Below are 12,068 nucleotides of genomic sequence, written 5' to 3'. Positions count from 1 at the left end.
TCACCTCGTCAAAAAAATGGTGGTATTTCTATTTCAGGTTTTTCTGAACTGCTTTGAGTTTTTTTATTGGGCTGAATATCATCTTTTAAGTTTTTATCTTTTTTTACTTCCTTATCTTCTTCTAGTTGCTGTTGTAAACGTATTGATTCGATATCATTGACGTAAAGGAATTGCCCTTTTGCTAAATATGGCTTGTAGCGTTTTACCGCTCCCTCTCTTATCAAATCATCCTCTAAACCGTTTGTAGCTGGTCTTACAGTTGGAGATATGTCTAGATTTTTATATTTTGGATTGTCGCTTAGCCAGGTTTCAGTAATGCTGTACGCAATGACCCCAGCGCCTTCAACAAATTTCTTGCCACGGCCAACACTGGTTAAGGCCATCCATAAAGTGCGATCTAGCCCTTTTAACCATCTAAATTGTGCCGGTGGAATTGATAGATCCGCATCTAAAAGTGCATAAAGCATGGTTCTAGAGCTACGATAATTTGAAGAGAAACTTTGGTACTCTTTGGTGTTTAAAACAATTTCACATTGTTCTATTACAGGAAGGAAATTAGGGAACGCATCTTCAGTTTCTAAACAAGATAAGTTTAATTGATTCAATAACTGCTTGGCATTTACATAATCGTTGAAAAATCTTGCGAGTAAAAATATTGCAGCTAGAGCTTTTTCATAGTCTTTGAGTTGTAATTGCCCTTCTTTCATGGAGTTAAAGTTAATTTGTTGTCTGAATATTTTTCTTGCTTCTGATTTTCTGAAAGATTTTTTTTCTTTATCAATCAAGTTATGCAGATTAGCAAATTCAATAGGTGTTAAAGGAGACTTAGATTCTTCATCACTATGATTTAGTAATTGATCGGAGAAGTTTGCATATCTAGCCAATACATGAGCAATAGAGGGGGATTTTTTTACAATGATGTGCGCTAACTGATTAACATTCAATTGTCTATTGAAACGATAATGAACAGATTTTTTCACTTTGAAAAAAATAAAAATAGAGAAAAGTGAAAATAATATAGCGTAATGCCACCCTGAGTGATTAATAATATAAAAGAAGTTCATTAATGAAACATTGTTGGCATTCCTATTTGCACTTTTAAGCATGGCCTTAATATTTTCAATCCATTCATAATTAGGAAATAGATCATAAGTATGATAGGTAATGAATGTGTATATATTAACTATATAAGCCCCTGCCGTTATCCAGGCTAACGTTAATAGCAATATGAGGACAAATCCTAAAAGAGCGATAAGTTGTTCTGTTGGTAAGGCTTTCACGCAACCCCCTGAAACTACAGCTTAAAAGTTGATTGAGTTTTTATAAACGCGCTGTATGTATGCTTTTTTTAGAGATGGAGTTTTTGAATGATAGCGCCCTACACCATCCCAAAAATCACCCCCTGCTTCATTGATGCGATAACGGACAATATAAGCTGATGAATAGGCGGATATACAAAAATCGTTAGTTAGATGAACTGAGGTAATCCCATATTTTTCTAGCTCTTTAGCCCAAGTGGTATTTATTTGAAAAGCACCATGATCAATAGTCCCATTTTTATTTTTATTTTTCATACCAACTCTCCCTCCTTCTGTTTTCCAGATACCAATAAAAACACGCAAAGGAATACGGAATCTTTCGGCGGCTTGTTGCATACAAACGGGAACGGTAATCATTAAATTATCAGGAGGTAATGCGTCAATCATTGCTAAATCCTCACAAAATAAACATAAAAATAATTGTATCATATGTGACAAAACATGAGAAATTAATATTAAATTAAAATACAATGTAGTATGTCAAAACATGAAATTAATAACATTATTAAACAAATAATTACCCATGAAATATTGTACTCTATAAATACTTTTCAAGGTGATACATATGCGAAAAATGGAAATGGGATTTTTCTTTATATTGTTTTTTTTAATTATAAATTCTGCATATTCTAAGCCTATTTTTTTAGGGGATTCTATTACTTACCAGGTGGCTATCAGCTATAAAAAAGATCGTCCTGTTGATGCAAAATATTTAGTAGGTTCAGGACTTAAAAATCAACTTGATTTTAATTGGGTTGACTATGCTAAGACTTTAAAAATTAGACACTATGATTGTGTTTACTTAGTGCTAGGGACAAATGATTTTATCAGTAAGCACGAAATATTTGATTATCGAAACAAAGCCATTCATTTAATTCGTGAATTAAAAAAACAAAATAATTATATTGTTTGGGTTTTGCCTCCTACTATTAGGGAGATAAAGAAAAATCTCATGTTAGGTAACACAAGGGAAGCAATTCAATTAGCCGCTTCAGCAGAACAGATAGCCACAATAGATATGAGAGACGCGTTAGGCCAACATTACATAGGTTCTTTAAATGGACAAGCTATAAGAACAAATGATGGTATTCATATTACTGAATATGGAGCTGATTTGTTTGTGCGATTATTGAGCATTTAGTAAGGTATCATCGATTATCACCTATACTTTGTCGGAAAATTTATCTTAAAGGTATTTTTGATCTTGAGTGAAACCGACGAAAATTTTGTCAAAGGCTTAAAAAATTTGCTTCTGCAAGAAGTATTACCGTAAAGTAGTTAGTTCATACAGATGATTCTGATTTTTATAGCTAGGGATAATAAAAGGGGTACTTAATGCCTGACTCTAATAATGCGAAAAAGCGTGAGTACAGAAAAGGAAATCCACAAACTCAGAGCGACTATAATAATCGATATAAGCAAAAAAAAATTGCTAATGACGACAAGGAGTTAAGAGTATTTATCCCGAAAGAGCTTAAAGATGAATTAGTAATTTTTTGTAGAAAAGAAGGTTATACGCAATCTGGCTATCTAACACTATTGCTTGAGCAAGCCAGACAAAATTGGAAGTAGATTCTTGATCATCTTTGTTTGAAGTGATAGATTCTTTTTATATTTGGTAGGCACAGCCGGAAGTGTGCCAGGATAAGGTGAAAAGCGCCTTAAAAGGAAAACCCCGCAATCTGTTTCAACTTTGGCCGGTTAGACACAGAATTACGGGGCATAACTTAGAACTACTAGAAATTGTTTTGTTCTAGTGGGGAGTATAAATACATGTCTAATATAATGCAATACCCAGTGACCGGCCTAAGCGCGGGCTGGGATGTATAATCTAGAACAACCGCATAACAAAACGAAGATCCATCGTCATTATACCCCAAAATATACAGGTAGCTTACCTGATGTAGTGCTTGTTCGCCGTTTGGCCGGAGCACTAAAAGTACACGATTGGAGTCGTAATTCTTTTCTCTATAAATTACGTTGCGACCGCAATCAACGAGTTTCTATACGCTCTGAACGGCGTGAAACCTTTTCTGAACTAGCTTTAGCACTGATTGCTTATGCTGACTATAATCCGAATAATGAATATCTCTTTGAGGTCATGTGCTCAGTTGAAAAGTTAGCTGAACTTTGCGGCCAGCTTTTTCACTATGAGAGTGGTCGCAAAAGCTATGACCCCATACTACATGCTCTGCATGATTGGGAAGAATCTAAACTAATTATCATACATAGAGCCTTTGATCACGAAGCCAAACAGAACAAGGCTATGCGTATATGGATTCGGCCTGAATTTTTTATGGGGCTTGGTTTTACTCTTTCTGAGGTGAGAGACGTTCTTAAACGTTTTAGGCTCTGGATGGAGAAAAAAGGGTTACGAAAATCCTATGATCAAATCTATGCTCAACACGTCTTACGTCTAGCACGTTCTAATGTGGCATCTCTTGATAATCAGCATTCTCTAAAAAATTTACTTAAAAAATTAAAACGATTAGTAATAGGAAGTGATGAAGAATTAGAAAATGAGCGTCAACATGCGATAAAAGCGGCGGAAGAGCGTAAGGGACTGATTGAAGCGACAATGCCTGTTCTTGATGAGAAAAGGCTTTATTGGCAGAAATACCAAAATTGGGTGCAACAACAGCCATTAGCTGAAAGGATGTCTTTTGAAAAGGATATTAAGAGTAAATATCCTGATCTTTCAAGTGATGAGTTATATCAGGTGTATGTAGAACATCTTCCTGATAAGTAAATTTTCTTATTCTTGAATTACCGCCTTAACTGGCGGATTTCGTGTTATTAAGACTAAATGACTGGTCGTTTTTTAAACGCGACTAACTAAGCTCCGAGAGAATAATTTCCCTATTAAGAATACCCCCTATATCTTTGTTCACAAAAAATACAACTAAGTTCGGCCTGTATAAATAACACTCTTTTAATTTCGATTTAATTTCTTTGAAATATATTAATTTCGAAGTTTATTTCTGAACTAAACGACCCTATAAATAGGGAGTTAGCAGGGGTATTTAACCCCCTGCTACTCCAATACCTTAAAAAAAATGATTTCGCTTGCAAGCGGTTTTACCGCTGCCGCTCAGAACCGCGATGAGTTTAGCAATCACAGTTGCGCCCGTAGTTCGCTATCGCTCACACGCGCAGTACATCCGACATTCATAGCTACGCTATTTTGTCGGCTAACTGCGTTCTTTGAAGGCTCAAATTAGCCACTTTTTACATGCTATATGAGATAGCTCTACAGGATGGGAGAGGTTTCGATGCTGATTATAGCTCTTACAATCGCATAAGATACACTTTCTTACGCAAGTGTACCTCATGCTCTGCTTCGGGGCGATTCAGCTTATGATGCTTTTTAGGCATCCTCTCGCCCCTTATATTTGCTCCGCAAATAGACTACTCAGGGAATAAATTAATTCCGTATTTAAAATATAAATCAAGTAATTAATAATCAGTCAAAAGACGACCAATTTCAAAAAATGCAGCGTGTCGCCAGGATCTAACAAATTCTTTCTTCTATCCGGGGTATTGCGCCCAATTCAGCGAAAAGTTCCATCGTAGGCTAGCAGAGGCATTTAAGTCTCAATTTTCAGTGCAATTTAAGTATACTTTTAATGTACTAACTAAAACTCAGTGCAGAAATAGCTCAAATCTATGTAGGGGATTTGGGCCCATTCCCTCGATAAGTTCATCTGAAATTTATAACAAGGAAATTATGTTATGTATCAAGTTTATATGTTATCTCCCTCCGCTCATAAGAGTATGGAGCGAGAAAGAGATACATTAGGCAGAGAGACAGAACGCCACTTAAATACAAACGGACGCTGGTCTGGTTTCCCCCCAAAACGTGATAACAGGCTCTTGTATTGGTCATCTTTTGAAGAAGCACAGCAGGCAGCAAACCAAATGATGTTATGGCGGAAAAGGAAAATTAATGTATCTCTGGTGGGATTTTCAGATCAACGTATTCTGGAGCGATTAATACCGTTTGAGGATAAATATATCCCTTGTTTGCAAGGATACCAAACTAATAAAGTATCAAAAGTTGAAATTGATACTATTTGATCTCAAAGTTAAAACAATAGGATTTTTTATACTCATTTTTGAATCGTGACATAAGGTATCAATAGTCTTAATATTTTATACTAACGTAGTTTTTCGCCTAGTTGGTCGTCAAACCCCGTATAAAGCTAAATTAGGCACACATTACCTGATAATGAGGTTATTAATATATGGAGCATGTATTACCTGTTTTAGAGTTATATACTCTATTGTATACAACTTTAACTGGAGCAGTTTTATGGCCTATTTTTGTTATTTTTGGATTGTTCTTTTTTTATTTGACATTTAAAGCCGAAAAAACAAGTAAGAAAATAATATTCATCTTATTATCAATGTCTTTCATACTTCCGCGTTTCCTCGTACTCTATGATCCAGATTATTTTATTTTTAAGGGGTTTAATTTAGATGTTCATGTTAAACACGGAGAAATTATTTGACCGAAAAGAGTATTATATTGCCCTAGATTTGCATAGCGCCGCCAAAAAATATCGGGGCGCTTAGGGGGTGCATTTAGGATGGTGGAATTGAGGCTTTATACCTCATTACTTTAATTTTGGCATTAATTCGATCATGGCTTTGAACGTATTTTCATATTGCAATATTGTTTTTTTAGCAACCATTAACTCATTTTCTAATGGAGTATTACTTTTTTTATATAATCTTAGAACTTGCTCAGCGAAAAAATCATCATCTATATAAAAATAGCATGGAGGAACGCTTAGAATATCAGCTATTTTGCAAACGGTGCTATATGAAGGTGTAGCGCGTCCACACTCATATCTAGAGATAGTTGTCCTGGCAATATCCGCATCCTCTATACCTAGTTTTTCGCCTAGACCTCGTTGAGAAAGTCCCTTAGCTTTTCTTGATTCTAATAGTCGTTTTGTATTCATTTCATAAAATTTAAGTTTAACTTGACTATTAACTACCACTGTTACAAAATGCGTACTAGATGCTTGTTTTGCCTCTAGAAGCAATTAATGTATCTATGTGTGATTTTTAATAGACAAGATAAGCCCTTGTAATAATTTTGTAACATCAGGGAATAATAACAAATATTAACTATAACAAGTACCAGTGAATGAACGCTATTTATTGCCAACAGCCCTATTTGTAGGGCTTTTTTTTCAAAAAAATCAAATAAAAAGAGGTGTTTTATATGTCGAAAAAAAAGTTTTTTCTCAAAGATTATGATTTTAATAAAAATGATATAAAGGATGATCCCATAAACTATGATTTGTGTGATTTTATTGCTCATAAATTCAGAGGATTGCCGTGGAATGGATCAGCATCAGAACTAAGTAAACAGGTGATAGAATTCATTGATTCATGTGCAGAGGATAAAGTGCCTATTGCTGGACTGAGTATATATGTTTTATATAATATTCTCGACTCAGAAGAGTTAGTTGATGAGCACCCACTCGATGTCGTACAGGTGTTAAAATTTAGGCCAGCCGTTAGACATACTATCGTTAGTGATATCAGAAACTATATTCAACTTAAAGTAGATGCACAAAATTTGATTAAAACCCACCTGAAAGATAATGTAGTGTGACTGTAGTAAACTATTTAGCCCATTGATGATTGAAAGAAAGTTTCAAATGATTAATGGGTATTCCTTTATACGTAGCTTTACGTACCTTCCACCATATAGCACCTTTATTTGTTTCTTTGTAGTTCAGTATTTGCAGCTCTTACTCTAAGGATCGTCTGCCTTGTCGTATTAAATTCACGAGCTGTTGCGCTAACGCTATTTCCTGTTCTCAAACGCTCGACCACTATTTTTTTTTGCTCATCACTCAGTACAGGGGGACGACCAAAGCGTTTTCCTGCTGCTTTAGCCCGCATAATACCTGAGCGAGTGCGCTCAATAAGCAAATCACGTTCAAATTCGGCCACCGCAGCAATAACCTGCATTGTCACTTTTCCTGCCGAACTGGTCAGATCCACACCGCCAAGTGCCAGACAGTGAACCCGAATGTCTCTGTTTTCCAAATCTTCTACTGTTCTTCTGACATCCATTGCATTTCGTCCTAATCGATCAAGCCTTGTAACAACCAAAATATCGCCTGCTTCCATCCTGTCTAGCAGGCGATTAAAACCAGGTCGTTCATAAGCGGTTACTGAACCACTGATACTTTCTTCTATCACTCGATGTGCCTGGATATTAAATCCAGCAGCTTTGATCTCCTGACGCTGATTTTGTGTTGATTGTTCCAAAGTGGAAACTCGACAATAAGCAAAAACTCGTGACATGATACATTTTCCTGTCCGAAATAGATGTACGAATTATAGCAGGTGTACGATATGAAGTTAGCCTATTTTCGGACATATTAATTCCCGTCTGTCCGAAATTGTTCATTTTCGGACTGGTAGCGATCAACTTTTGATATTCTGTGCAGTCGTCATTCTGAAAATGACATCGATATTGATACTATTAGTTATTGGGTTGCTAACGTCATTTGTAAGAATATGTCTTATACTATAGAATATCCATCAACGATATAAGAGAGGTGCATTATGGCTACTCGTACAATGACTGTAGATACCGGTGAAGAACTGAGAGGATTCGTAGAAAGGCTTGTTGAATCTGGTACTTACAAAACAAATAGTGAGGTTGTTCGCGAGGGATTACGTCTTTTGCAGGAAAAGCAAGCTGAGTCAAAATTGGAAGTGCTACGCCAATTAATAGATGAAGGCGATAGCAGTGGTGAAGCTGTTACTTGGGATCTTAATAATTTCCTTACCAGTGTAAGAAGTAAAATACACAATGCTCAGTAAGACATTTTCTCTAAAACCCAAAGCTGTTCAAGACCTGGAAGCTATATTTGATTACTCTTATCAAGAGTTTGGTTTGAAGAAAGCCGAGCGATACATTAAAGATATTGATAGGGCTTTTCACATGCTTTCTGGTTCACCCGGAATAGCTCGAAGTTGTAACCGTATTCGACCTGGGTTAAAAGCATTTCCAATAGGTTCACACATTATTTTTTTTCGCTTAGTTGAAGATGGGATACTTGTTGTAAGGATTTTACATCAATCTATGGACTATAGCCGCCATATTGATAATTAAGTGTGGATACTTACAGTTAAAGTGAGTGATTTTGCAATAATCATCCAGGGTAGATTATTAAACAATACCTATCAGGTATGATTGTGTCTTAAATGAAATTTTGATAATCTGCTCTTGAGAGTTACAGTCTGTGTTATTCATATCATATTTCCCCTCGTTATAAAAATCGTCATCTATTTATTTCTATTTTAGTAACTCTCTATCCTTTTCATTATGCTAATTTGTATTTATCAGGCGTTCAATTTTGACTGATTGTGAACCATTACAGCTAGGGGTTACGTGCCCCCCTAGTAAATAACTGTATTACTCCTTTTTCACCCCAAACATTTTTTTTGCATTATTCAATGTTTCTGACTCTTTTTTAACAGGAGTATTTTGTTTGTTGACTGGCTGTATTTTTCCGGTTTCATCGATAGTAGTATCCCCGTTCTTAGCAGCATAAAGGGCACGAACCTGAACATCTGATTCAGGTGTTTGAATCAGCCTATCATATTCTTCTTTACCTATAGCAAACCATGCAGTCCAGGGCTGGTTTTGCTGTAGTATATCCTTTATGCGTTTCTGCCATGCAACGGCTATCAATGTATTGCCCTCAATATCTCCACTGGTTTCAAATTCAGGCGATACTAGGCGCAAAACTCGCTTGAGTGTCTTAATATCGCTGCCCTCATCGAGCAGCAATGCAAGTAGCGTAGGCAGACGTTTATCCATCTTAGATAATGCAATTCCTGCAACCAGGCTATCCCTAAAGTAGTCCGATCTCTGGCGTTGCGGTATGGTTTCAATGGCCTCTATCGCGGCTTGTTGATGCGGTTCATCTGGATAAAGATAAAGCCACAATTTGCGTCTTTCTTCGCTCATATTCCCCCCTATCAGCGATTGATTTCCGCAATGGATGTAACCAAAGCTAATTGTGCTTCTGGAAGGATTTTTACTTTATCTTTCAGTAAAGGAAATTCTGATTTAATTGCTGGATAAATAAGAGCAGCGCCACCACCAGTTAGATAAATTCGGTTAACACCTTTATAGTGATTGTTCAGATGCTGAATCACCCGTTCTGACAGGCGTTTTATGTTTTGTTCTATGACCGTTTTCACTACACTGGTCTTACTATTGTCATTAACAACTTGTTCAAATAATTCGGGATTATCCTTATTCTTCACCAGTTGATCGGCAATATAATAACTTGTGTAACTTCCTGCTTGTTTTAATGCGTTCATTGTAGCTGTTGTTACTAATGTAACGCCTAATCCTGGTTCACCGGATACTTTCGATACACTTTTATATCGTCCTGAAATAGCTCCACAATCAAGCGTTGTTCCACCTAGATCGACAACCAATGATGTTTCTAAATCACTAACATCATCGGCTTCTAATGAAGATAGTGCCGCAGGTAATGATTCTGGCAGGACGTTAATTTTTTTGATATTAAACACTTTCCCTTTATTTAGGGTGATATCTTTTTTCAGATTTTCTATTTTTTTATTAATATTTTCCGTGTTTTCCTGCATATCCAGAGTGAAATATTCCGATACAGGTAATGTTACCCACAACTCAATATCCTGTGGTGCTAGACCTGTTTGTAGCAAAGCATGGTGTACTGCTAGGAGATTTTCAACCCCGTACTGATATTCAATATTTGTGGTGATCATGGCTGACGGATTGTGTGTATCGAAAGCATATTTTTCATCATTGGCAAAATAGTTAAAAGTTTTCTCGCTGCCGAATCCTGAAGTATTCCATCCTTCTTTGAAGGAATTGTGACTAACTAAGGTATGTAGTTCACCAGTCTCATCAAACCATGCCAATTTGACGGCGGTAGATCCATCATCACAGAAAATTTTTCGCATTATATTTAGCTCCAGTATGTCCAATATGGGTGTATAAAATGTTTTATTTTACCCAATATAGCTCAAAATGATAAATTTTAAAACCCAAAAAGAACCCAAAACCCAAAATACACCCAAACTTGAAAGTTTTTATTTATGTATAAACTAATGATGCCATCGATTATGGCCGTTATATCTGCATTATTTGATTTTTTGGGTATTTATATGAGTTAATATATACCCAATGTAAACCAGTTGTGTTTATCTAATTCTAAGCGGAGACGTTCAAATCAAGGTTGAAATTTGACATTATTCCCCGTTTAGGGAATAATGTGCTTGTTTGATACGGGAAAACCCACTATTTACGCCATATGGCAGGAGAAGATATATGTTAGTATTTCGTAATGGTACAGTATCTATTGGTGATGTTTTTTGTTCTCAATATGGCTATGAACAAACAAATGTACATTTTTACCAAGTAATATCTATACACGGTAAAAAGACTATTGTAGTTCAAGAAATAGAACAAAAAATAATAGGTTATACGAGTAGCATGTCGGGATACACAAAACCAGCATCAAATTGTTTTATTGGTGAGCGGTTAAAACGACAGATAAGAGACTCTAGTAATAATCCATGTATTAAGATTGATGAGTGTGAATTTGCGTATAAAACAACACCACAAAAAATTCATGAATTTTCATCATGGTACTAGAATACAGAAAAGAAAAAAGGGGGGCTTAAAAGCCCCTTTTTTAGTTATATAGGAGTATTATAATGGTTAACAAGTATCATTCTATAGATCATAACTTTTTGATTGAAACTCAAAAAAAACTAGGTTATTCAGATCAAGAAATGGCTGATGTTTTAGGTATAGCAATAAAAACCTGGTTTAATCGTAAGAGCGAAGTTGCCACTAAAAGAAAGTTATTGAGTAAATTAGAGTATGAATACTTTTTGTTGCTAAGAGGTGATCATCCACAACTTAAATTAGAAGTAACAAAATGAAAAAGTTAGATTTTGATCTAAAAATAGATCATGAAAAACTACTGTTTAGTAAGTCTTCAGGAAATCGTTTTTCTAGAACGTTTCAAGTATTTTATGATGGGAAACGTTACCATTTGAGGTTTTTGCGTTTTGAGCGAACAGATCCGCTTATTTCTGAAAAAGAAAAAGGGATTAAGCCAAAAAGATATCTTGTCGGTAAAAAAGAGTATTATTTTGACAATTTACGAAATATTGATTTCGACAAGTTACCTTTTAAAGATTTGACTCAACAATTTGATGTTGAAGCAGCTATTGAAAATACGCGAACGTAGGAAAAAGGCATTGAACCTTTTTTCTACGTGGCGGTAAGTTACCCACCGCAAGCGAAAAGGCGCAGGTACGGCTTCGCTCCACTATCGCCTACCCGTACGCTACGGCTTCCCGCCCTTTTAAGGGGGCGGGAAGCCAGCTCGCCTTTTCTTATGCCGTGGATAACTTGCCGCCTCTTTGGTGTCGCTTTAACGTTCTTTTGTCTCCGACCGTCCGACTCTTGAGATGCTGTTATATCTGTGCGGTTGGTTCGCTTCGCTCACAGCTTGGCAGGGATGGGGGGTGTCATTGCTCCCTGGTTAGCCCCCCCTTTGTATCGGCGGTTCGGCGATGGTATCCCCAGTGGCTTCTGTGAGCCGCCTTCCATGCGCTGCGCGCATAAGAACCCAAAATACCCACTTCACTATCTGGATAATTTTAATTTAACTATATGATTAATAATATATTTATTGACAT

Annotated in this window: 17 protein-coding genes; 11 read left to right on the top strand and 6 right to left on the bottom strand. The window is 36.2% G+C overall.

The annotated features are described in order from the left end of the window. Positions 1-8: 8 nt before the first annotated feature. Positions 9-1,280 carry a secretion/conjugation apparatus DotM-related subunit gene (locus AACS92_RS13680; RefSeq protein WP_099111512.1) on the bottom strand — a complete coding sequence of 424 codons (1,272 nt, stop codon included), beginning with the start codon at positions 1,278-1,280 and terminating at the stop codon, positions 9-11. Positions 1,281-1,301: 21 nt separating this feature from the next. Next, a complete protein-coding gene (locus AACS92_RS13675) occupies positions 1,302-1,706 on the bottom strand; it encodes a lytic transglycosylase domain-containing protein (RefSeq protein WP_193756985.1) in 405 nt (134 codons plus the stop codon). 178 nt (positions 1,707-1,884) lie between these two features. Here AACS92_RS13675 and AACS92_RS13670 point away from each other — a divergent pair, with 178 nt between their 5' ends. The 5 genes from AACS92_RS13670 to AACS92_RS13650 all read left to right on the top strand — a co-directional run bounded on the left by AACS92_RS13670 (position 1,885) and on the right by AACS92_RS13650 (position 5,830). Then, entirely contained in the window at positions 1,885-2,460 is a 576-nt protein-coding gene (locus tag AACS92_RS13670; protein ID WP_241538014.1) for a DUF459 domain-containing protein, read from the top strand. Between the two features lie 194 nt (positions 2,461-2,654). Further along, positions 2,655-2,891 carry a RepB family protein gene (locus AACS92_RS13665; RefSeq protein ID WP_099111511.1) on the top strand — a complete coding sequence of 79 codons (237 nt, stop codon included), beginning with the start codon at positions 2,655-2,657 and terminating at the stop codon, positions 2,889-2,891. 250 nt (positions 2,892-3,141) lie between these two features. Continuing rightward, the gene (locus AACS92_RS13660) at positions 3,142-4,068 is read left to right on the top strand and encodes a hypothetical protein (RefSeq protein ID WP_099111510.1); all 927 of its coding nucleotides are present in this window, start codon (positions 3,142-3,144) and stop codon (positions 4,066-4,068) included. Between the two features lie 983 nt (positions 4,069-5,051). Continuing rightward, a complete protein-coding gene (locus AACS92_RS13655; RefSeq protein ID WP_099111509.1) occupies positions 5,052-5,396 on the top strand; it encodes a hypothetical protein in 345 nt (114 codons plus the stop codon). A gap of 167 nt (positions 5,397-5,563) precedes the next feature. Continuing rightward, complete coding sequence (locus AACS92_RS13650) at positions 5,564-5,830, top strand: hypothetical protein (protein WP_099111508.1); 267 nt, start codon at positions 5,564-5,566, stop codon at positions 5,828-5,830. A gap of 105 nt (positions 5,831-5,935) precedes the next feature. On the opposite strand, the gene AACS92_RS13645 is transcribed toward AACS92_RS13650, so the two are convergent. Then, a complete protein-coding gene (locus tag AACS92_RS13645) occupies positions 5,936-6,370 on the bottom strand; it encodes a helix-turn-helix domain-containing protein (protein ID WP_241538013.1) in 435 nt (144 codons plus the stop codon). Positions 6,371-6,552: 182 nt separating this feature from the next. On the opposite strand from AACS92_RS13645, the gene AACS92_RS13640 reads away from it, so the two are divergent. Further along, on the top strand, positions 6,553-6,948 hold the full coding sequence (locus AACS92_RS13640) for a hypothetical protein (protein ID WP_099111507.1): 396 nt from the start codon (positions 6,553-6,555) through the stop codon (positions 6,946-6,948). Positions 6,949-7,052: 104 nt separating this feature from the next. Here the strand turns inward: AACS92_RS13640 and AACS92_RS13635 are convergent, their stop codons facing one another. Then, positions 7,053-7,649 carry a recombinase family protein gene (locus AACS92_RS13635; RefSeq protein ID WP_099111506.1) on the bottom strand — a complete coding sequence of 199 codons (597 nt, stop codon included), beginning with the start codon at positions 7,647-7,649 and terminating at the stop codon, positions 7,053-7,055. Positions 7,650-7,913: 264 nt separating this feature from the next. Between AACS92_RS13635 and AACS92_RS13630 the strand changes: the two genes are divergently transcribed. Together AACS92_RS13630 and AACS92_RS13625 are read left to right on the top strand one after the other, a co-directional pair. Further along, a complete protein-coding gene (locus AACS92_RS13630; protein WP_099111505.1) occupies positions 7,914-8,174 on the top strand; it encodes a type II toxin-antitoxin system ParD family antitoxin in 261 nt (86 codons plus the stop codon). Next, the gene (locus tag AACS92_RS13625; protein ID WP_099111504.1) at positions 8,164-8,466 is read left to right on the top strand and encodes a type II toxin-antitoxin system RelE/ParE family toxin; all 303 of its coding nucleotides are present in this window, start codon (positions 8,164-8,166) and stop codon (positions 8,464-8,466) included. Before AACS92_RS13630 ends, AACS92_RS13625 begins: the two co-directional genes overlap by 11 nt. A gap of 303 nt (positions 8,467-8,769) precedes the next feature. On the opposite strand, the gene AACS92_RS13620 is transcribed toward AACS92_RS13625, so the two are convergent. Next, positions 8,770-9,327, bottom strand: coding sequence for a plasmid partitioning/stability family protein (locus tag AACS92_RS13620; RefSeq protein ID WP_099111503.1), 558 nt, complete (start codon positions 9,325-9,327; stop codon positions 8,770-8,772). Positions 9,328-9,338: 11 nt separating this feature from the next. Beyond that, positions 9,339-10,316 carry a plasmid segregation protein ParM domain-containing protein gene (gene parM / locus AACS92_RS13615; RefSeq protein WP_099111502.1) on the bottom strand — a complete coding sequence of 326 codons (978 nt, stop codon included), beginning with the start codon at positions 10,314-10,316 and terminating at the stop codon, positions 9,339-9,341. A 367-nt stretch (positions 10,317-10,683) separates the two neighbouring features. On the opposite strand from parM, the gene AACS92_RS13610 reads away from it, so the two are divergent. The 3 genes from AACS92_RS13610 to AACS92_RS13600 all read left to right on the top strand — a co-directional run bounded on the left by AACS92_RS13610 (position 10,684) and on the right by AACS92_RS13600 (position 11,614). Then, positions 10,684-11,010, top strand: a complete 327-nt coding sequence (locus AACS92_RS13610; protein WP_099111501.1) for a hypothetical protein — start codon at positions 10,684-10,686, stop codon at positions 11,008-11,010. A 62-nt stretch (positions 11,011-11,072) separates the two neighbouring features. After that, positions 11,073-11,303, top strand: a complete 231-nt coding sequence (locus AACS92_RS13605) for a hypothetical protein (RefSeq protein ID WP_099111500.1) — start codon at positions 11,073-11,075, stop codon at positions 11,301-11,303. After that, a complete protein-coding gene (locus AACS92_RS13600; RefSeq protein ID WP_099111499.1) occupies positions 11,300-11,614 on the top strand; it encodes a hypothetical protein in 315 nt (104 codons plus the stop codon). The genes AACS92_RS13605 and AACS92_RS13600 overlap by 4 nt, the downstream gene beginning before the upstream one ends. Positions 11,615-12,068: the final 454 nt, after the last annotated feature.

It is taken from the genome of Xenorhabdus sp. KJ12.1 (genome assembly GCF_963876495.1).
Taxonomy (GTDB): Bacteria; Pseudomonadota; Gammaproteobacteria; order Enterobacterales; family Enterobacteriaceae; genus Xenorhabdus; species Xenorhabdus stockiae.
This window is presented reverse-complemented; position numbering and strand designations above follow the sequence as displayed.

What these genes read in the sequence shown, in the direction of transcription:
- AACS92_RS13635 (WP_099111506.1), bottom strand. Translation starts at nt 7,649, where the DNA reads ATGTCACGAGTTTTTGCTTATTGTCGAGTTTCCACTTTGGAACAATCA.
- AACS92_RS13665 (WP_099111511.1), top strand. Translation starts at nt 2,655, where the DNA reads ATGCCTGACTCTAATAATGCGAAAAAGCGTGAGTACAGAAAAGGAAAT.
- parM (WP_099111502.1), bottom strand. Translation starts at nt 10,316, where the DNA reads ATGCGAAAAATTTTCTGTGATGATGGATCTACCGCCGTCAAATTGGCA.
- AACS92_RS13650 (WP_099111508.1), top strand. Translation starts at nt 5,564, where the DNA reads ATGGAGCATGTATTACCTGTTTTAGAGTTATATACTCTATTGTATACA.
- AACS92_RS13620 (WP_099111503.1), bottom strand. Translation starts at nt 9,327, where the DNA reads ATGAGCGAAGAAAGACGCAAATTGTGGCTTTATCTTTATCCAGATGAA.
- AACS92_RS13655 (WP_099111509.1), top strand. Translation starts at nt 5,052, where the DNA reads ATGTATCAAGTTTATATGTTATCTCCCTCCGCTCATAAGAGTATGGAG.
- AACS92_RS13625 (WP_099111504.1), top strand. Translation starts at nt 8,164, where the DNA reads ATGCTCAGTAAGACATTTTCTCTAAAACCCAAAGCTGTTCAAGACCTG.
- AACS92_RS13640 (WP_099111507.1), top strand. Translation starts at nt 6,553, where the DNA reads ATGTCGAAAAAAAAGTTTTTTCTCAAAGATTATGATTTTAATAAAAAT.
- AACS92_RS13610 (WP_099111501.1), top strand. Translation starts at nt 10,684, where the DNA reads ATGTTAGTATTTCGTAATGGTACAGTATCTATTGGTGATGTTTTTTGT.
- AACS92_RS13660 (WP_099111510.1), top strand. Translation starts at nt 3,142, where the DNA reads ATGTATAATCTAGAACAACCGCATAACAAAACGAAGATCCATCGTCAT.
- AACS92_RS13630 (WP_099111505.1), top strand. Translation starts at nt 7,914, where the DNA reads ATGGCTACTCGTACAATGACTGTAGATACCGGTGAAGAACTGAGAGGA.
- AACS92_RS13600 (WP_099111499.1), top strand. Translation starts at nt 11,300, where the DNA reads ATGAAAAAGTTAGATTTTGATCTAAAAATAGATCATGAAAAACTACTG.
- AACS92_RS13670 (WP_241538014.1), top strand. Translation starts at nt 1,885, where the DNA reads ATGCGAAAAATGGAAATGGGATTTTTCTTTATATTGTTTTTTTTAATT.
- AACS92_RS13605 (WP_099111500.1), top strand. Translation starts at nt 11,073, where the DNA reads ATGGTTAACAAGTATCATTCTATAGATCATAACTTTTTGATTGAAACT.
- AACS92_RS13675 (WP_193756985.1), bottom strand. Translation starts at nt 1,706, where the DNA reads ATGATTGACGCATTACCTCCTGATAATTTAATGATTACCGTTCCCGTT.